Origin of the sequence: Shimia abyssi (assembly GCF_003014475.1) — a bacterium.
Lineage (GTDB): Bacteria > Pseudomonadota > Alphaproteobacteria > Rhodobacterales > Rhodobacteraceae > Shimia > Shimia abyssi.
In genome coordinates this window covers 88,028-107,751 of record NZ_PYGJ01000008.1, presented here as the reverse complement: position 1 = coordinate 107,751, position 19,724 = coordinate 88,028, and the positions used below count along the sequence as shown (strand labels likewise).

Below are 19,724 nucleotides of genomic sequence, written 5' to 3'. Positions count from 1 at the left end.
AGCCTAACAAATTCTCAAAAGCTCAATAATAATTCTGGGACTTTTATTCGTTGTGATTTGGTGGCCATTTGGTTTTGCGCCGGAAGAGAGGTAACAAGCGCCAAGTGGATAACTGACCGATTGCGTTTGGCCGTTTCCAGTACAGCCACGATTGACGCCGGTTCTATCTGTGAGAACCCTTCAGAAACCATAAAGTCGGCATCAAACATGAAAGCTATTCCACAGTCCGGTTTGCAAAAATGAGCGGTTGAAACCCCGTTGCCAGCCGCCCATTGCAATTTCAAGCGGGAGAGCCTCATAGCTTAGAAGCGGTCCCCCCTAGATTTCTAAGAGGTTTTGATTGGCCTATAGTGTGTCTCAATCGGCTTTTGGCACCGCCTCATAATTGAATTCAAAACCCACGACAAAAGCAGATGAGGGACCCTCAAGGCGCACGAGCAATTCACACGGTGCAGATAACAAAAGACAATCCAAATAGCCGAGTTCAGTGCACCCGTCAGGCCATGACACTTTCAACTGATCATCAAGGCCAACAATTGCTGTATTGGCCCAAGGACAAAATACAGATGTCTCGCCTGTTCACTCGAGTCTAAAGACAATGTGATGCACAAAGTTTCGATTTGTCATTACATTTAGATCCAAGGTCCCACCGCTGATCAAAGTCGCATCGACATCGGCATCGGCGCGGAAACCAAGTAATGTGTCGCCATGTTTCAGCAACTTCTGATTTTTTGGGGAAAATGTAAGAGAAATTCCCGACCCATCCATAACGTGCAATGTGCGATCAACTTGGTCGAAAAGGGAAAACGGCCCATTTTCGTTTACCAAAGCAATGGACAAACGCCATTGGAATTAATCCAGACTAGCTTCAGGTGAAAAAATGGCGATTTGCCGCGATACTCCACCACCGTTTTTTCCACCGAGTCGTCTGACATTCTTTAGACCTCAGAATTTCGCTTTTCATCCAAGGATACCTGGAAGCCGCAGATTATGCTCTTTGGCGCATTCTATTGCGTCATCGTATCCTGCATCAGCGTGGCGCCAAACGCCGCTCGCCGGATCATTCCACAGGACGCGCTCTAGTCGCTTTGCGGCCTGCGGTGTACCGTCTGCACAAATTACCACACCAGAATGCTGTGAAAAGCCCATGCCAACTCCACCGCCATGATGCAGACTGACCCAAGTTGCACCGGAAGCCGTATTAACCAGCGCATTTAGAAGCGGCCAATCACTGACCGCATCGGAACCGTCCTTCATGGACTCGGTTTCTCGGTTTGGTGACGCGACAGAGCCGGAATCCAGATGGTCGCGGCCGATCACCACCGGGGCTTTCAATTCGTCATTGGCCACCATTTCGTTGAAAGCCAGACCGGCACGATGTCGGTCTCCCAAACCGATCCAGCAGATGCGGGCTGGCAAGCCTTGAAACGCAATACGTTCTTGCGCCATATCTAGCCAATTGTGCAGATGCTTGTTGTCGGGAAACAATTCTTTCATCTTGGTGTCTGTTTTGGCGATATCCTCGGGATCGCCAGACAATGCGGCCCATCGGAATGGACCTATGCCGCGACAAAACAACGGCCGAATATAGGCTGGCACAAACCCTGGGAAATCAAAAGCATTCTCCAGCCCTTCCTCCAGCGCCATCTGACGAATGTTATTACCATAATCCACTGTTGGAATACCCATCGCATGGAAGTTGCACATGGCCTCGACTTGTACTTTCATACTGCGCCGCGCCGCCGCCTCCACTTCTTTTGGCGCGCTCTCTCGCCTTTCCTTCCACTGCGCCATAGTCCACCCCTGAGGCAGGTAGCCATTTATGGGATCATGTGCACTGGTTTGGTCGGTCACGATGTCGGGTCGAATGCCGCCTTCTTCGGTGCGTTTTACCAATTCGGGAAATACATCCGCAGCATTGCCCAAAAGCCCCACAGATTTTGCTTCACCGGCCTTTGTCCAGCGCGCAATCATCTCAAGGGCTTCATCCAGTGTATCGGCCTTTTCATCAAGGTATTTGGTGCGCAGCCGGAACTCGATGCTCTCGGGATTACACTCAACAGCGAGACACGAGGCACCAGCGAAGACTGCTGCCAGTGGTTGAGCCCCACCCATTCCGCCAAGTCCGCCGGTGAGAATCCATTTCCCCGTCAGATTTCCGTTGTAGTGTTGACGGCCCGCTTCGGCAAATGTCTCATACGTGCCCTGCACGATTCCTTGGGTCCCAATATAAATCCAGGAACCTGCGGTCATTTGCCCGTACATCATCAGGCCCTTTTTATCGAGCTCGTTAAAGTGATCCCAATTCGCCCAGTTCGGAACGAGGTTTGAATTTGCGATCAATACGCGTGGTGCATCACTATGAGTTTTGACCACAGCAACCGGCTTGCCAGACTGGACAAGCAGAGTTTCATCGTCTTCCAAGTCTCTAAGCGTATCGACAATGAGGTCAAAATCTTTCCAAGTCCGCGCAGCACGGCCGATGCCGCCATAGACCACCAGTTCATGCGGATTTTCAGCGACATCTGGATGCAAATTGTTCATCAACATGCGCATCGGTGCCTCTGTCAGCCAGCTCTTAGCAGAGATTTCAGGACCGGTTGGTGGAAACACATCTCGAATATTGTGGCGCGGTTGATTCATCTCCATCTCCTCAGGCTTGTAATGCGCCGCTGAGCGCTATGTCTTTAATTTCATTTAGAATATCCCTGAGAACCACGCGAAGAGGTCCGGCAAGATCCTCGCGGTAGAGCCAAGGAGACGACTCGATCATGTAGGCGGATTGAGCCAATTCCATTTGGATGGCATGTTGGCCCGCTTCGGGGCGACCGTAATGCCGGGTGGTCCAGCCGCCTTTGAAACGGCCATTTAAAACTGTGTCAAATCCCTCCGCTGCGCCGCAACCCCGAGACACCGCATCTTCAATAGAACGTGCGCATGTGGTCCCATTGTTGGTGCCGATGCTGAACACAGGCAGAGTACCTTCAAATAGAAAGGGGATTTTTGAACGTATTGAATGACAGTCAAATAGTATGGCGACACCATGTTTTGCACGCACTCTGTCCAGTTCTGCTGCAAGAGCCATATGATATGGCACATGATACGCTTCGCGACGGTCCAGGATTTCTTCATCAGACGGCGCCTGCCCGCTTGCCCAGATAGACGCCCCATCAAAATCTGTCAGCGGGCATAGGTTCGTCGTGTTTTGTCCTGGGTAAAGCGACGCACCTTCCGGATCGCGGTTGGCGTCTATCACATAACGATGCACATTGGAGCGCACCACAGTAGCGCTCTCTAGCAGGCCTTCATAAAGACGCGTGATGTGCCAATCCGTGTCATCAAGCCCCTGCCCCAACGGATTTAACCGTGCAAAAATATGGTCAGGAACCCACGTTCCACCGTGAGGCTGACCAAGCACAATGGGGCCATCGCCGCGCTCGACTTCGAAGGTTTTCAAGTGTCCAACTCCGGCAAGGCAACACCACTGATCCAAGTCAATTCCACGGAACCAACAAGCCGCGCAGCGGCTTCGAGGTCGGGTGCCAAATACCGATCCTCTCCCAATGTATCGACACTCTGACGAAGCCGTTTCAGAACCAGCTGCAGTGGTTCGCTCGTGGTGAGCGGCATTCGAAATTCAACACCCTGTGCGCCACACAACAACTCGACGCCAAGGATGTAGTTCAGGTTCTCAACCATTCGCGTCAATCGACGCGCTCCATGTGCGGCCATCGAAACATGGTCTTCCTGGTTGGCGCTGGTTGGGGTGGAGTCCGTGACGCACGGGTTAGCAAGATGTTTGTTCTCACTCATCAATGCTGCCGTGGTTACTTCGGCGATCATCAATCCAGAGTTTAAGCCAGGATCACTTGCTAGGAATGGCGGGAGATCAAAGCTCAAGGCCGGGTCGACCATCAAGGCAATGCGCCTTTGACTGATCGCACCAATTTCCGAAAGCGCCAATGCGATCATGTCCGCTGCAAACCCGACGGGCTCTGCGTGGAAGTTGCCGCCAGAAACAATCAAATCTGAATCTGTCAGAACAAGGGGGTTATCCGTGGCTGCGTTGGCTTCAATCTGCAACGTGAATGCTGCCTGCCTGAGAACATCCATTGCGGCACCCGTCACCTGAGGCTGACAACGAATGCAATATGGATCCTGTACGCGGCTGTCGCCTTCGCGGTGGCTTTCACGAATGACCGAACCGTCGAGAACTGCGCGCATCGCGGAGGCGGCCTCAATTTGTCCGCGTTGACCACGCAATGCGTGAATCTCCGGGTGAAGTGGCGCTGTCGAACCCATGATCGCGTCGGTCGACATGGCGGAAATAACAAGTGCGTTTTGCGCAGCGCGCCATGCCTGAAACAACCCGGCCAGTCCGAAAGCTGTGGAAAACTGGGTACCATTGATAAACGCCAGACCTTCTTTTGGGCCCAATGCAATCGGCGTGAGACCAGCGCGATCCAAAGCTTGAGCACCGGGGAGTATCTCCCCTTCAAACTCAGCTTGACCCTCTCCGATTACGACTGCGGTCATATGCGCTAATGGCGCCAAATCCCCCGAAGCACCAACAGATCCCTGACTTGGAATGACCGGAATGACTCCCTTTGCAAGCATGTCTTGCAAAAGTTCAATGTATTCCCACCGTACTCCGGATGCACCCCGCCCAAAGCTCAGAAGCTTTAGAGTCATCATGAGGCGCACTAAATGCGTTGGAATTTTTGCACCGACTCCGCAGCAATGACTCAAGATCAAATTGCGCTGCAGAGTGGCCGTATCTTCCTTGGCGATTTTCATTGACGCAAGTTTTCCGAAGCCCGTGTTCACACCGTAAACCGGCGCCTCGCCCGATGCGGCAACCGCGATGCACTTAGCGGCGTCTTCGACTTGGGGTCGACAGTCCTTGTTCAGGCGAATGGGTGTTCCATCCCAATAGACTTCCGCCAAATGTGACAGGGTCACCGCGCCTGGAGTAAGGTCAAGCGTCGTCATGCGCGGCCTCCAAAAAAGCGTGTGAATAGAGAGTTAAACCCAATCCGATAAGACAGCTCAGCTGGATGGTCTACATCCCATACCGCAAGATCAGCCCGCATTCCGGCCGCAAGTGATCCACAGTCACTAAGACCAAGCGCCTTCGCCGCGTTTTTAGTGACCCCTGCTAAAGCTTCCTCCGGTGTCATTCGGAAAAGTGTGCAGCCCATGTTCATTGTCAAAAGCAAAGACGTAAGCGGCGAAGAACCCGGGTTTGAATCTGTGGCCAAGGCCATCGGAACACGGTTCAAGCGCAAAAGATCAATTGGCGGCTGCTGCGTCTCGCGAAGTGTGTAAAAGGCCCCCGGTAATATGACCGCAGTTGTTCCAGCCTTCGCCATGGCTTTCACGCCTTGTTCGTCCAGATATTCAATGTGATCCGCACTTAGCGCACCATAACTTGCAGCAAGCTTGGCACCGCCAAGATTGGAAAGCTGCTCTGCATGCAATTTAACTGGCAAGCCAAGTTTTTTTGCGGCATCAAATACACGTGCGATTTGGTTTGGTTGAAATGCGATGCCTTCGCAAAATCCATCGACAGCGTCCACCAGATCCTCGGCATGCGCTGCAAGAAGTGTGGGAATACAAACCTCATCGATATAGTGATCGCTTTGGTTTGCCATCTCAAGCGGAAGCGCATGGGCCCCTAGGAACGTTGTCACAACTTTGACTGGCCGTTCCTTTTCGATCTGGCGCGCTGCACGCAGCATGCGCAATTCTGTGTCCTTGTCCAACCCGTACCCTGATTTGATTTCAAGAACGCTAACTCCCTCCGCAATCAAAGCATCTACGCGCGGCAATGCCTCTGCGACCAGGTCACTCTCCGAAGCGGCACGTGTCGCGTTGACGGTCGAGACAATGCCACCCCCTGACCTTGCGATTTCTTCATAGGATGCTCCGTTCAAACGCATCTCAAATTCTTGGGCACGATTTCCACCTGCAACGATATGTGTGTGACAGTCGATGAAACCCGGTGTGATTAGTCGCCCTTCCAGATTCACCTCGCTGAGGTGAGAAAACTCAACTGGAATTTCATTATCGACGCCTACCCAAGAAATCCGGCTGCCATCAATCGCAATTGCCCCGTGCTCGATCAAACCGTACGGCGCAGTCCCAATTTGGGTCGCCAACTTCGCATTTCTAAGAAGCACCTGCGTTTACCCTTGTAAAAATTATACAAAAATGTTTTATGTCTGCTCATAATAATATGTCAAGCGGTAACTGAGATGACCACAACCATCTGGGCAGACCAAATTCTAACGGCGGAAGGGTGGCGCCACCACGTCAACATAGACATTGCTGATGACGGTCGTATCAATGGCATCCGTCCTGGCGCGCCTGAAAATAATAATCGTGTTTCGGTTCTACTTCCTGCTCCGGCCAACAGTCACAGCCACGCATTTCAGCGCGCAATGGCGGGTTTGACGGAACGGCGCGGAAAAAACTCAACCGACAGTTTCTGGACCTGGCGCAACCTAATGTACCAGTTCCTGGACAGAATTAACCCAGACCAGCTTCAATCGATTGCCGCGCTTGTCCAATTGGAAATGTTGGAAGCCGGGTTTGCGACCAACGTCGAATTTCACTACCTGCACCATCAGATCGGCGGCGCGCCTTATAACAGGATCAGTGAAATGGCGGATCGCATCATTGCCGCCGCAGCCCACAGCGGCATTGGTCTAACGCTCTTGCCCGTGCAGTATCAATATGGCGGCTGCGATCAGCGCCCTCTAAATCGAGGCCAACTTCGATTTGGAAACGACCCGGAAAGATACGCAAATCTCGTCACGACCGCGCGTGAAACTCTGGCGGAATTGCCTGCGGACTCCACAATCGGTGTCGCACCGCACAGCCTTAGGGCTGTTTCCCCTGATCAGCTTGTACAGACCGCGGCACTTTTGCCCGATAGTCCGATCCACATCCATATCGCAGAGCAAATTGCCGAAGTCGAAGAGGTCAAGGAAGCCCTGGGCGCGCGCCCTGTCGAATGGGCTTTGGCAAATCTCGACCTAAACAAACGTTGGTGCATGATTCATGCCACCCAAATGCTGCCTCACGAGACAACAGGGCTTGCCTCGACCGGAGTGGTTGCGGGCCTCTGCCCAATTACAGAAGCCTCGCTTGGTGACGGTATTTTTGATGGCGTGCGCTGGATGAACTCCCAAGGCAAAATATCCATTGGTTCTGACAGCAATATCATAATTTCTTTGGCGGAAGAAATGCGCGTCCTTGATACAACGCAACGCTTGCGTGACAAAACGCGCGCGGCTTTAGCCACAGATAACCACTCTACAGGACGCAGAATTTTTTCGAGTATCTGCGAAGGCGGCGCCCTGGCGGCAGGCCGCGGGTCTGGGCAAATTGCGGTTGGGCAATGGGCGGACCTGGTTGCTCTCGACATGCAGCACAGGAATCTATTTGGATTGCGGGAAGACACCATACTTGATGCATTCGCATTCACCGGTGACTCCAGCATGGTACAAGACGTGTGGTCAGCCGGGCGCCATATGGTCCGCGGCGGGCAACACATTCACCGTGACGAAATTATTGCGAGTTACAAAAAAGCAGTGTCAGAACTGCGGGATTTCTCATGATCAATACTTCGTGGTCATCCGATGACCACGTTGGAATGTCATTCGGACATATGTAATGGCATCGCCACGCCACCAGGTTGATCGTTCCGCCAAAAACAGTGGATCGCCCACCGCGCAATCCAAGTAGCTTGCCAGTTCCTTGTCAGCTGCGGTCGCTGAGAAGCTGATTTCTGCATCAGAATAAGGCACAGCTTCAATCAACCATTCATTTGGCCCAGTTTTTGTAAAATCAGCATCGGCCGCGTGCGGCAACGCTGCCAAGTTGATCCAGCGATCTTCGAATTGATATGGGTTGTTGTCTCCATAATGTACGCAAGTGACATGAAGGGCGAGTGCCCCAATGTCCAAATTCATCCGCGCGCGTAGCCAGTCCGGTGCTTTATTGACCTTTTGACCCACCACGGCATGACGGTATATTTGGCCCTGGCTTTCAATTTCCTTACGTACAATTGGAATTTCAAACTGCGCGCGCCGAACTGGCGACGCCAATACCCGCGTCCCGGCTTTGCGTCTGCGTTCCACCAGACCCTCTTCCGCGAGCTCCCGAACAGCCCTATTCACCGTCGCGCGAGCGCACCCGAATTCAACGGCGAGATCTATCTCGTTGGGGATCAATTCGCCGGGTTTCCAAACCCCTTCGACAATTCGATCACGTATGATCTCTTTGACTTCCCGAAACGCCGCTTTCAGCAAAATGCACAGTCCTCAGTCTTTTGATTTAACAGTATCATGTTTTCAATATGCATGATCATAATTCATGATCTGAAGGTTATGCACCAGCAGTGTCTTTGACTTTCGCAAAGAGGACAGCAGGGATTGGATTTTCAATCACTGGGTCAGCCCTCTTAATCCTAACAAGTAGCGTCTGCCGATGCTACGGTACCAGCTGCAAGGATTGGTCTGGTGATAGCCGTCCTCTCGGCAAAGTCAGCACGATTTTCATAGAATTGTTACTTTAGATACTTGTCCCGGGTATATCCAAACTAAGACATAGGAAAAGTCGTCCCTACCAGATCAACTTCCAGCTCATCCGTACGAAATTATGGCGTTCAAGTCGAAGCCGACGCAATTCCGAAAAATACAGCTGTTGCTGTCAGGTTGCCCATAAAGAATTGAGCGATTGGTATGTGCAGTGATTTTAGTTCAACCCGGCTGGTTGAAATCCTGCCCCTTTTTTAGCAAGTAATTTAGGACGATACACGTCATTCAAAGTATCGAGATTGATGAAACAGGTCTTCCTTTGGTTATTGCTCTCTGCCCGTCTTCACGGGCCTTCGGGTTGATGAACCGTTTTTGAATTGAAGGTTCTGTTTCGGTTTCTGTTCAAGATCATGTGGCGGCTTGATGATGCAAGCGCCGTTTCTGGATCGTCTGTTTTCTGACCTCCACTCCCCTCTTAATGAATTTTGGCACCTTGTGCTTGATACACATCTGAGGGCTTCAGATTGTTCTGGCCTCTTTTGTTGGATGAAACGCAAAGGGGCTTGTGGGTTTTCTTGCTGCGCGGTTTTCCAGTCCACCTCAATAGCTACCAGCGCAATAGCTTGAAGGCATCAGCCATCAGCCGTTCTATGGTCGTGCCCGCTCAATCGCAAAAACAAGGGCGACCCCGCAAGCCGCCCTCCATTTCAATTCACAACGCCAGTGACTTAGTAACTATATTCGCCGTAAATCCGGCTCAGGTCGCCACCCCAATCGCCGTGATAATGATCCAGCAACTCGTCCGCAGGTACTTTTCCGCTCTCCACGCTTTCCTTTAGCGCGTTCAGAAAATGTGTCTCATCCGGCACCAGCCCGCCGGCCCCGGCCTGACCGCGCGCTTTCAACCCCGCTTCAGAAATCGCCACAACCTCCCGTGCGAGATCATGCATATTGATATTACCAACCTGCGCCTGCAACGCCTGTTCTGACGCTGCCACCCGCAACGCCTCGCGCGTTTCAGCGTCCCAGCCTTTGGCCAGGTCCCACGCCGCATCCAGCGACGACTGATCATACATCAGCCCCACCCAGAATGCGGGTAGCGCACACAAACGCCGCCATGGGCCGCCATCAGCGCCGCGCATCTCCATGTATTTCTTGATCCGCGCCTCAGGGAAGGCCGTCGTCAGATGGTCCGCCCAGTCGCTCAGCGTTGGTGTCTCGCCGGGTAGCGCAGGCAATTCACCCTTCAGGAAATCGCGAAACGACATACCCAGCGCGTTAATGTATTTGCCATCGCGATAGACAAAATACATCGGCACATCGAGCGCATATTGTACCCATGCCTCAAACCCAAAGCCGTCTTCGAACACAAACGGCAACATGCCGGTGCGCGCATCGTCAAGATTGCGCCACACGAGCCCGCGTGTCGATTTCACCCCATTGGGCTTGCCATCCAGAAACGGTGAATTTGCAAACAGCGCATTGGCAACCGGCTGCAATGCCAACGCCACGCGCAGCTTTTGCACCATGTCCGCCTCGGACGCGAAATCAAGGTTCACCTGCACCGTACAGGTACGATACATCATGACTTTGCCCATGGTCCCAACCCGGTCCATGTATTCCGTCATCAGCTTGTAACGCCCCTTTGGCATCACCGGCATCTGCTCATGGCTCCACTCCGGTGCCGCGCCCAGGCCGATAAACTTCACACCGATCTTGTCGGCGATGTCCTTTACATCCGACAGGTGTTGATTCACTTCATCACAGGTCTGATGGATGTTTTCCAGCGGTGCGCCAGATAACTCCAGCTGCCCACCCGGTTCCAACGACACGTTCGCGCCGTCTTTTTCCAGCCCGATCAGCTTGCCGCCCTCTTCCAGCGGTGCCCAGCCGTGCCCATCGCGTAGCCCTTCAAGCACCGCAAGGATCGAGCGCTCGCCCTCATAAGGCAGTGGTTTGTGCGTGTCTTTGCAATAACCAAACTTCTCGTGCTCGGTGCCAATGCGCCAGTCTTCACGTGGTTTGCACCCGCTTTCGAGATATTCAGCCAACTGATCGTGATGTTCAATCGGTCCGCCGCCGGACTGTGGGATGGACATGCTTTTTGCTCCGATCCAAGGATGTCAAGTTTGGCAGTGGTGATCCCAATTCAGGTCCATGTCAATCCATGCCGCTTCAATGCAACAACATGCCCGGTTTCTGCCAGATCACAACCGAGTGATTGGGCCGGGCCTTGAGTTTGGCCAGCATGGCTTCTGTCTTTAACCCCGGCAAAGTGGCAAAGGCGTCAAACAGCCCGTCCGCACCTTCTGCATTAACGGGGATCTGCAAGGGTTGCACACCGGCCTGTGTCAGCACCCAAACCGCTGGGCGCGACCCGCCGTCCAGCTCCAGGCGCATCAGATCTGCCATCGCCACCGATCCGCCATTCAGCGGCCCGTAGTACGTTACTTCGCCCTCGTCCACCTGCACCACACCGGGTCCACCGCGCCCTGAACGGAACCGCCCCCGCTGGATGCCAGTCAAGATCAGCACCACCCCTACCGCGATCAGCGCAAAGCCCAGCCATTGCAGCAACCCAAATCCGCTGGCCCACCAAAACCCGAGCACAGCCACCGCGCCGCCAATCAGAACTTCGCGCCATTGCATCAGCGCCGCACGCGCTTCGGGCCGAATAAAACTCATCCCGCATTCCCCCTTATCTCCGGTAGCTGATCGTGCAAGACTTCCAGCCGCGTCAGCGCCGACTTCAACCCTTCGCCAGTGCGCCCCTCACTCTTCAGCCGCCGCAAAAACTGCTCCGCGACAAAGAACGCAAACAGCTCGGTTTGCTCATCGTCTGGCAAAATCTGACCAACATCAAACGCCATCACATCATCCGCATCCAACCCCAGCGGCCCCGGCGCGCCAGCGCGATACATGCTAGCTGCCACCAAAAACCGCGCCGCCATCCGCGCCAATGGCAACGAATGCCCGCCCTGTATGTCAAACGCCCAAACAGTGTCCTGATCGATGTTCAGATTGACCGGCGCAAAATCCCCATGCGCCTTGGCGTGGCTCTTTGACTGCCCTCTATGCCGCAAGCCAATCGCCATCATGCGATCCAGCGTTGATTGAAACAATTTCTCGCCGCCTTCGGGCACGCGCCCATCACCTTCCCCGGCCCGCCGCGCAATTTTGCGCCCCCAGAACGGGCGCATTTCCGTGCGCAACGGGGCCACCTTGGCCAGCCAATCGCCACAGCGAGCCATGACCCTTGATCGCTCAGACCGGTTATCTGTTTTCAAGGCAACGCTCACCTTTTGCCCAGGCGCATGGCCCAGTATTAGTGTCTTGGTCTGCGGCAACGCAGCCAAAAACGGAACAGCGCGCGCCGCACCACCCGGCAACGCCTCTGCCAAAAACGCCAATTCCGCCTCTGTATCGCTCAACTTCTGTGTCGCGTCATCGGTTAGCAACTGCTTAAAAACCGCCGCCTTTCCCTGAAATCGCCCCGCAAACACTCTCACCTCGCGCCCAGCCTTTAAAACATCGCCAACTTCACCTGCCCCCGGCCCAAAGCGCGCGTCCACCTCCTGAAAAATCTCCCGCGCTGCCGTGGCCGCGCTCAGCAAATCGCCAAGCTTCACGCCCGCACCTCTTGCTCTGTGTCAAAAAAAATCATGCCAAATGCGCCGCAATTCTCAAATCCAACAGCCCGATAGGCCGCCGCCGCCGCAGCGTTCGCGGCAAATAAAATCGCAAGAGACACGCCGCGCTTTCGCGCTTCACTCAGGTGCAACGCAACCGCTTTGCGTGCATATCCACGGCCTCTCAAATGAGCCGGGGTATAAACGCCGCCAATCTGAACCGCGCTGGCAGCCTGCGCATTGAACCCGGTCATTGCCACGGGCTCACCATTTGATGTCAAAACTCTGTGCGTATCACCCTCAATGTATCTGGTGATGTCATCGCGTGCCACATGCACCGGGTCGCCCGCTGGCAATCCCGGAACCTCCGCCAAATATTGCGCCCGCCACGCCTCTACGGTCTCCCGTGGTGCGTCACCAATAGGGATCAAGGAAACATCGTCGCAATCAGGCATTCGCAGGGCGTCCAGCGCCAGTTCGAACAGTGGTTCCCGAGCAATGGACGCATCGGCACGGCCGCTCAATCCGGTTGCCGATAGAAACGCCTCGACTTGTGTTGCATCACCACTGCACCCGGTCACATCACGCCCGTTCAAAATCGACTTGGCCGCGCGCCACTCTGCGTCGTTCAATCCCGGCGCTTGTAAAAGCACCATGCCGCCATTGGTGATCCCCAAAATGCCACGCAGTTCCCCCAACATCCACAGCGAGGTCGCCCTTGGTGCCACACCGCCAAGACCGTATTGCTCCAGATTTCCCAACAAAAACATCGATGTCTGAATGTGTGACCTCAGGAAAGCCAGCGCCGAGGCCAAATCACGCTCTTGAACCGGGCGCCACGTCATCGCCAATCCCCCAACGCCTGTTGCCACAGGGTCATCGCCGCCACAGCTGCCGTATCCGCACGCAGAATACGTGGCCCCAAACTCACAATATGCGCAAAGGGCAAAGCCTTCAGGCGCGCGCGCTCCTCTGGCGAAAACCCACCTTCCGGCCCGATCAATATCGCCCACGGCCCAGCTCCTTGGCCCTCACGGGCCGCCTCGCTCGCGAAGACGCCCGACAAGGCGGAGGAGCTGCCCACCTCCGCCTCATCACAAAACATCAGCTGCCGCCCCTCAGGCCAATCCGCCAAAACGCGATCCAGCTTTTGCAGCGCCGTGACCTCGGGAACATAAGTCCCGCCGCACTGCTCTGCCGCCTCGACGGCATGTGCCTGCAACCGATCCTGCCGGATACGCTCAGAATTGGTAAACACCGTCTGCACTGGCATAATTCGCGCGGCCCCCATCTCTGCGGCCTTCTCGACGATAAAGTCTGTGCGCGCCTTCTTGATCGGTGCAAACAACAGCCACAGGTCGGGCGGCATCTGCAACGGCTTGACCTGTGCCTCGCACGCCAACACGCCTGCACGTTTGCCCGCCTGCACCACTTCACAGCGCCACGCCCCATCGTGCCCGTTAAACAGCTCGACAAAATCTCCAACACCCAACCGCATGACCCCAAACAGGTAATGCGCCTGATCCCGCTCCAGAGGAATGGTTTGCCCTTCCCCCAGCGGGTGCTCTACAAACAGCCTGACTTTTGCATCTTTCATGGAACCCTACATATGTCCGGGACGCCCTCAACGCCAGAGCCGAACTCCACCCCAGCTGGTCAGGTTTCCGACGCCGTAAAAGGCAATTGGGTCGACCACCTCGCCCCCGCCGCCACGCGCCCCTACCTGCGCCTGTCCCGCGCCGACCGACCAATCGGCACATGGCTCCTGTTACTTCCATGTTGGATGGGCCTCGGCCTTGCGATGCTTTCAGATGGCCGCGCCTCGTGGCACGACCTATGGATCTTCATCGGCTGCGCTTTTGGCGCTTTCCTGATGCGCGGCGCAGGGTGCACTTGGAACGACATCACCGACCGCGACATTGACGCCAAAGTTGAACGCACGCGCTCACGGCCGATCCCCTCGGGCCAAGTGAGCACAAAACAAGCCGCTATATGGATGGGAGCACAAGCGTTTGTGGCCTTTGGCATCCTGCTCACCTTCAACTTCAATGCCATCCTGCTGGGGTTTCTGTCGCTCCTGCCCGTCGCAGTCTATCCTTTTGCCAAACGCTTTACGTGGTGGCCGCAGGTCTTTCTTGGTATCGCCTTCAACTGGGGCGCCCTGCTTGCTTGGACGGCCCATACTGGCGCGCTCTCCCTGCCCGCTGTCGTGCTATACGCCGCGGGCATCGCGTGGACGCTGTTCTATGACACAATCTATGCCCACCAGGATACCGAGGATGACGCTCTGATTGGGGTCAAATCCACCGCCCGACTCTTCGCCGACAAAACGTCGGACTGGCTTCAAATCTTCCTCATTGCCACAGTAGGCCTTATGGGGCTGGCCATTATCATGGCCACCCTGCACCGCAGCCCGCTGTCGCTTGGTGTCGCGCTCTTTGGCGCGATGGCCATGGGGTGGCACATGCAATGGCAATTGCGCCGTCTGGACATCACTATGCCCGGCATCTGCATGATGCTGTTTCGCGCCAATCGCGACACTGGCTTACTGCCCTTGCTGTTTTTCGCCACCGCGTGGTTCCTGTGATTGCAAGCCGCGCCCGCGCGTCGTATCAACCCTGAACCACTTGCCAGAGCTAAACCGACTGTATGCGACTATCCTCACTGCTCATCGTCTTTGCGACCTTCGCAACAGCCGCCCTCCTCAGCCTGGTCACCGCCAGCCTGTCTGCTGACCTGATTGAGGACAGCGCAGAGCGCTCGGTCAAACGTGACCTTGACGACAAGGGCATGCAATGGGCCGAAGTCTACGCCGAAGGTCTTCAGGTCTTTCTTGCGGGCATCGCCCCGTCCGAGGCTGAACGCTTTCGCGCCATCTCCAGCGCAGGGGGCATCGTAGATGCGGCCCGCGTGATCGACAATATGCAGGTCGAAGCCACCGCCGATATCGCACCCCCAAGGTTCTCAATTGAAATTCTGCGCAATGACGCTGGGATCTCCCTCATTGGCCTCATCCCCGAAACCTCGGACCGTGGCGCAATCGTAGACAAGATGATTGAAATCGCTGGACGGCCAAACGTAACCGATCTTTTGGAAACCGCCGAATATGACGCGCCAGATGGCTGGCCGGACGCGCTCACATTTGCACTACGGGCCCTTGATGATCTGCCTCGTGCCAAAATCTCTGTGCAATCCGGCGCGGTCAGCATCACCGCCATGGCTGACAGCCCCGAAGATCGGCGCGACCTCGAAAGCGCACTCTTGCGCGGCACTCCAAAGGACATGCGCCTGGACCTCAATATCTCAGCACCACGCCCGGTGATCACCCCGTTTACGTTACGCTTTGTCATCGATGATAACGGCCCCCGGTTTGATGCCTGCTCTGCGGATACCGAACGCACCCGCGTACGCATCTTGACCGCGGCAAACGCCGCAGGTCTCGAGGGTGGCGCTGTTTGCACGCTTGGGCTTGGCGTTCCCACGCCCCGCTGGGCTGACGCTGTTGAAATTGGCCTCAAGGGACTTGCCGAACTTGGCGGCGGCACCATCACCTTTTCAGATTCCGAAGTCACACTTGTCGCTCAACTCGGCACAGATCAAGCCCTGTTCGATAAAGTTGTAGGCGAACTCGAAAGTGGCCTGCCACAGGTGTTCGCCCTGCACTCGACACTGCCAGCGCCAATCGAAGAAGACGATACCGAATCCACTATTCCCGAGTTCATCGCAACCCTCAGCCCCGAAGGGCTTGTTCAATTACGGGGTCGACTGCCCAACGATCTGGCTCGCAACACTACCGCCAGCTATGCCCGTGCGCGCTTTGGGGGCAACGCTGTGCACATGGCCGCGCGGTTGGACGACACGTTGCCAGCTTCTTGGCCGGTTCGTGTGATGGCCGGGCTCGATGCGCTGGCTCGGCTGCACAACGGCGTCCTCAATATCACACCTGACAGCATGTCCATTGCCGGACGCACCGGCAACACCGACGCAAACGCAGAAATCGCACGACTGCTTTCTGAAAAACTGTCGCAAACCGATCAATACGCCATCGACGTGATCTATGTCGAAGAGCTTGATCCGTTGGCTGCCCTACCCACCCCCGAAGAATGCATCGCTGCCCTGCAAAGCATTCAGAACGATCAGAAAATCGTCTTCGAGCCGGGGTCTGGCACCCTCGACCCCAGCGCCAAACCCATCATCGATGCCATTGCCGCACGCCTACAGGAATGCCCAGACCTGCGCGTCGAAATCCAAGGGCACACCGACAGCCAGGGTCGCGAGTCGATGAACCAGGCCCTCAGCCAGACGCGTGCCCAAGCTGTTCTCAACGCCCTACAAGATCGCCGCATCCTGACCTCCGGCATCACCGCCACAGGCTATGGCGAAAGCCAACCCATAGCAGACAACGACACCGCGGATGGCCGCGAGGCTAACCGCCGGATCGAATTTGTGCTGATCGGACCGGAAAAGGGCCCGCAACAGGCCACTGAAGCGGCCACCGAGGGTGCCACAGACGCGACCGCCGATGACGCGGGTAGCGCGGAAGAGGCCGCCGCCGACCCCGACGCAACAACACCCGACACAGAAGAAGAGGCCGCCGCCTCCGATGCGGACGATGGCGACCAGCCCCAAGACAACGCCGAAACCACTGGCGAGGAGACAACCCCAAATGACACGAACTGAGTTCATCCTCACCACAGCCGTGATCCTCTTTGTTGCCTTCTGCATGGGCTGGTTTGCCAACTGGCTGGTGCACCGCTTTACTCGCGTGGCACAATCGGACGTCGACGAACTGGAACGCATGGGACAGGAATTACATGAGGCCGAAGAAACCCGCGATCAGGCCATCACCTACCTGCAACAGCGTGAGGCCGAGCTGACCAATCAACTCACCCAGACCGAGGCCGAACTCTCCGCCGCTATGGACGGCCTGCGCGATGCCCGCCACGAGGCCGAAGAACTGCGCGCCTATATCGAACGCGTGAACCAAGGTTAACCGGTGCTACTTGGACACAGCAATTTGATCGCGCGGTATATCTCAACAAATCTAGCAAGCCGCCCTTTGCCACAAGCCAGTTCAGAACTCGCCTGACGACAAAAAACTCTCCTTTGGGTCAGGCTGCCAACACCAATACACGTCCTTGCTCGCCAGGTATCTTTTCGACCATAGCGGTCAGTAATTCCAGACCGTCCCATCCTGCAATCGCACCACAGGATGGCTGCCGGGCTTGTAACTATAGCGGGCTGCTTCTCCCTCGTCGAAATCAACGCCTAGACCAGGCGCGTCACTGACGAAAAACATCCCACCGCGCATCTCATGCTCCGATGGAAAAAGAGCCGCGCATTCCGGTGTTCCCAAAACCAAGTATTCCTGAATGCCAAAATTGGGCGCCCAGACGTTCAAATGCGCTTGCGCCGCCATTGAAATTGGCGAATGGCTGGGCGCGCCGTGGAACCCTGTGCGAACGTGATGCAAACCTGCCAGATCCACGATGCGTTTAGAATGCGTAATCCCACCAGCATAGGTTACCGCGATCCGGATGAAGTCGATTAGCTCGTTTTCAATCAGCTTGTTGCAATCCCAGATGGAGTTAAAAACTTCACCAATTGCAATCGGCGTGGTCGAGTGCTGTCGGATCATTTTCAGCGCGTTCTGGTCTTCTGCCGGTGTTGGGTCCTCTAGCCAATACAACCCGACTGGCTCAACCGCCTTGGCAAAGCTTGCAGCCTCACGTGGGGACAGGCGGTGGTGCACGTCATGTAAGATATTGAGCTCTGGACCAAAATGTGCTCGGACCTCGGCCAACGCATCCGGCATAAATCGCATGTATCGTTCAGTCTCCCAGATTTCGGTTTTTGGCTTTATCCCGCTGAAGTCTGTGATGTATTCTTGGCCGGCACTGGGCTGCTCTGGAACAGCATAACTTGCCGACGGCATTCCCGGAATGCCGCACTGAACACGTACGGCTTTGTACCCTTGTTCAACGTAACTAGCGACAGATTCAATAAGGTCAGGCAAATCCGCGCCAGTTGCGTGTGCATACGTCAATGCGCCTTCGCGGCTCTTGCCTCCGAGCAATTGATAGACCGGCATACGCGCCAGTTTGCCCTTTATGTCCCAAAGCGCCATGTCGATGGCACCGAATGCGGCCATCGCAATGGGCCCTCTGCGAAAATAGGCACCGCGATAAAAGAACTGCCAAATATCCTCGCTGTTGCGCGGATCCATCCCGATCAGATTTGGTATCAAGTAATCTTTGAGGTACGCGGCGGGCAAAGTTTCACGATTGTTCAGCGTTGCGTCGCCCAAACCATAAACACCTTGATCCGTTTCGATCTTAAGCGTCACATAGTTTTTGCCTGGACCTCCAACAAATACTTTTGCATCAGTGATTTTCATGGCGCGACCTCCTGTGTCACGGGCGCTCGATATCCACCCAGGTGTCCGAACGGCGAATTACGTCGATGATATTTTGAAAGCGGCACCCTTGGGCAAATGTCGGATAACCGGGAACAGCTTCACCACAGATGTCGCGCGTAAAGAGGTTCGTAATTACGTGCCAGCACTGCTCCGTTTCGCCAAGTTCTGGCGGGACAGAGCTTGCCAAATCGGCTGGTACTGGCTTCATTTCCCAAGCGACCCCATCATGCAGGAAAAGCGCTCCGGACCCATAATGTCCTTTTAGAAAGATCGCGCCTTCCGTTCCATAAACGGCAATGTGGTCATCATGAAAACGCGGCACCAGCCCGCCGTGCTTGAACAGGACCGAGACCGGCTTCAGAGCTAGTTTGCTCTGCATGCGGGCCATAACGGTATATGACCATTCGACATTGCTCTCCCCCCAATCTAATGACGGATCATTCAAGTCTTCTGGTATGAAATCGCGCCGCGTCGTAAAGTCATGCACCCCTTCGACAATTGGGGCCTTGCCCATGTCATCGCGCACATCACCGCAAATCTGTATTGCGCCGCCTTGGATCAAAGTCTCAGCAATCGCAAGAGAATGTGTGAAATTGTTGTTTAGCCGTCCGCCGCCATCTTCGGCACGATGCGACCACCCGAATGGAATGCCCCGTTCAAGGTGGAAATGCGAGATGCTCTCAACTTCCGTCGGCGATCCGATCGCCCCTTGTGCAATCAATCTCTTGGCGTGCTGAACACTTGGTGTGTACTGAAAACTGGCGGCGTAGGCGGTTTTGATACCTCGTTCTTCTGCCATCTCCCGAAGTCTTGACGCCGAGCAGCCATCAATCGCCAATGGTTTGTCGCAAAAGACGTGGCAACCAGCCGCGATCGCTTGGCTGACTTGCTCAAAATGCGCGCCGCCCGGCGTTGCGATCGACACGACATCCGGTTTCAATTTGCTCAGTGCTTCCGCCCAATTTGTACCGCTGAATGGGATGCCGAGTCGCGCCGTGATATCCCGTGCGACATGCTCGTTGCGGCCGACCATGCCGACAACTTCGGCCCCCGCTGCCCGAAACGCTTGCGTGTGCCCTCGTCCGGCAAACCCGGTCCCGGCAACTAGAACCCTCAATCGTCTCATTGCAA

At 55.3% G+C, this 19,724-nt stretch carries 18 protein-coding genes; 4 read left to right on the top strand and 14 right to left on the bottom strand.

The genetic code is table 11. The features are described from left to right. Positions 1–14: 14 nt before the first annotated feature. The 6 genes from CLV88_RS13390 to hutI all read right to left on the bottom strand — a co-directional run bounded on the left by CLV88_RS13390 (position 15) and on the right by hutI (position 6,161). Positions 15–209: a hypothetical protein gene (locus CLV88_RS13390; RefSeq protein ID WP_106608913.1), complete on the bottom strand. Its 195-nt coding sequence runs from the start codon at positions 207–209 to the stop codon at positions 15–17. Positions 210–579: 370 nt separating this feature from the next. Next, positions 580–840 carry a HutD family protein gene (locus CLV88_RS23780; protein WP_106608912.1) on the bottom strand — a complete coding sequence of 87 codons (261 nt, stop codon included), beginning with the start codon at positions 838–840 and terminating at the stop codon, positions 580–582. Positions 841–960: 120 nt separating this feature from the next. Beyond that, on the bottom strand, positions 961–2,643 hold the full coding sequence (hutU, locus tag CLV88_RS13380; protein WP_106608992.1) for a urocanate hydratase: 1,683 nt from the start codon (positions 2,641–2,643) through the stop codon (positions 961–963). A gap of 10 nt (positions 2,644–2,653) precedes the next feature. Then, positions 2,654–3,457, bottom strand: coding sequence for an N-formylglutamate deformylase (gene hutG, locus CLV88_RS13375; protein ID WP_106608911.1), 804 nt, complete (start codon positions 3,455–3,457; stop codon positions 2,654–2,656). Next, positions 3,454–4,992 (bottom strand): histidine ammonia-lyase, encoded by a 1,539-nt coding sequence (hutH, locus tag CLV88_RS13370; protein WP_106608910.1) that lies wholly within the window; start codon positions 4,990–4,992, stop codon positions 3,454–3,456. The genes hutG and hutH overlap by 4 nt, the downstream gene beginning before the upstream one ends. Then, positions 4,989–6,161, bottom strand: a complete 1,173-nt coding sequence (gene hutI / locus CLV88_RS13365; protein ID WP_243403664.1) for an imidazolonepropionase — start codon at positions 6,159–6,161, stop codon at positions 4,989–4,991. Before hutI ends, hutH begins: the two co-directional genes overlap by 4 nt. 96 nt (positions 6,162–6,257) lie before the next feature. Here hutI and CLV88_RS13360 point away from each other — a divergent pair, with 96 nt between their 5' ends. Beyond that, complete coding sequence (locus CLV88_RS13360) at positions 6,258–7,625, top strand: formimidoylglutamate deiminase (protein WP_106608908.1); 1,368 nt, start codon at positions 6,258–6,260, stop codon at positions 7,623–7,625. Here CLV88_RS13360 and CLV88_RS13355 read toward each other — a convergent pair whose 3' ends face one another. The 6 genes from CLV88_RS13355 to CLV88_RS13330 all read right to left on the bottom strand — a co-directional run bounded on the left by CLV88_RS13355 (position 7,626) and on the right by CLV88_RS13330 (position 13,772). Further along, on the bottom strand, positions 7,626–8,318 hold the full coding sequence (locus CLV88_RS13355) for a GntR family transcriptional regulator (protein ID WP_341477161.1): 693 nt from the start codon (positions 8,316–8,318) through the stop codon (positions 7,626–7,628). Between the two features lie 956 nt (positions 8,319–9,274). Beyond that, the gene (locus CLV88_RS13350; protein WP_106608907.1) at positions 9,275–10,645 is read right to left on the bottom strand and encodes a glutamate--cysteine ligase; all 1,371 of its coding nucleotides are present in this window, start codon (positions 10,643–10,645) and stop codon (positions 9,275–9,277) included. A gap of 76 nt (positions 10,646–10,721) precedes the next feature. Then, the gene (locus CLV88_RS13345) at positions 10,722–11,231 is read right to left on the bottom strand and encodes a hypothetical protein (protein ID WP_106608906.1); all 510 of its coding nucleotides are present in this window, start codon (positions 11,229–11,231) and stop codon (positions 10,722–10,724) included. After that, complete coding sequence (locus CLV88_RS13340) at positions 11,228–12,175, bottom strand: hypothetical protein (RefSeq protein ID WP_106608905.1); 948 nt, start codon at positions 12,173–12,175, stop codon at positions 11,228–11,230. Before CLV88_RS13340 ends, CLV88_RS13345 begins: the two co-directional genes overlap by 4 nt. Beyond that, positions 12,172–13,020 (bottom strand): GNAT family N-acetyltransferase, encoded by an 849-nt coding sequence (locus CLV88_RS13335; RefSeq protein ID WP_133169964.1) that lies wholly within the window; start codon positions 13,018–13,020, stop codon positions 12,172–12,174. The genes CLV88_RS13340 and CLV88_RS13335 overlap by 4 nt, the downstream gene beginning before the upstream one ends. Next, on the bottom strand, positions 13,017–13,772 hold the full coding sequence (locus CLV88_RS13330; protein WP_106608990.1) for a 16S rRNA (uracil(1498)-N(3))-methyltransferase: 756 nt from the start codon (positions 13,770–13,772) through the stop codon (positions 13,017–13,019). The genes CLV88_RS13335 and CLV88_RS13330 overlap by 4 nt, the downstream gene beginning before the upstream one ends. Positions 13,773–13,784: 12 nt before the next feature. On the opposite strand from CLV88_RS13330, the gene ubiA reads away from it, so the two are divergent. The 3 genes from ubiA (at position 13,785) to CLV88_RS13315 (ending at position 17,168) form a co-directional block, all read left to right on the top strand. Then, positions 13,785–14,762, top strand: coding sequence for a 4-hydroxybenzoate octaprenyltransferase (gene ubiA, locus CLV88_RS13325; RefSeq protein WP_243403663.1), 978 nt, complete (start codon positions 13,785–13,787; stop codon positions 14,760–14,762). A gap of 62 nt (positions 14,763–14,824) precedes the next feature. Further along, positions 14,825–16,855, top strand: coding sequence for an OmpA family protein (locus CLV88_RS13320; RefSeq protein ID WP_106608903.1), 2,031 nt, complete (start codon positions 14,825–14,827; stop codon positions 16,853–16,855). Beyond that, on the top strand, positions 16,842–17,168 hold the full coding sequence (locus CLV88_RS13315; RefSeq protein WP_106608902.1) for a hypothetical protein: 327 nt from the start codon (positions 16,842–16,844) through the stop codon (positions 17,166–17,168). Before CLV88_RS13320 ends, CLV88_RS13315 begins: the two co-directional genes overlap by 14 nt. Before the next feature lie 177 nt (positions 17,169–17,345). Here CLV88_RS13315 and manD read toward each other — a convergent pair whose 3' ends face one another. Next, the gene (gene manD / locus CLV88_RS13310; RefSeq protein WP_106608901.1) at positions 17,346–18,572 is read right to left on the bottom strand and encodes a D-mannonate dehydratase ManD; all 1,227 of its coding nucleotides are present in this window, start codon (positions 18,570–18,572) and stop codon (positions 17,346–17,348) included. A 16-nt stretch (positions 18,573–18,588) separates the two neighbouring features. Next, a complete protein-coding gene (locus CLV88_RS13305) occupies positions 18,589–19,719 on the bottom strand; it encodes a Gfo/Idh/MocA family protein (protein WP_106608900.1) in 1,131 nt (376 codons plus the stop codon). Between the last annotated feature and the right edge of the window lie 5 nt (positions 19,720–19,724).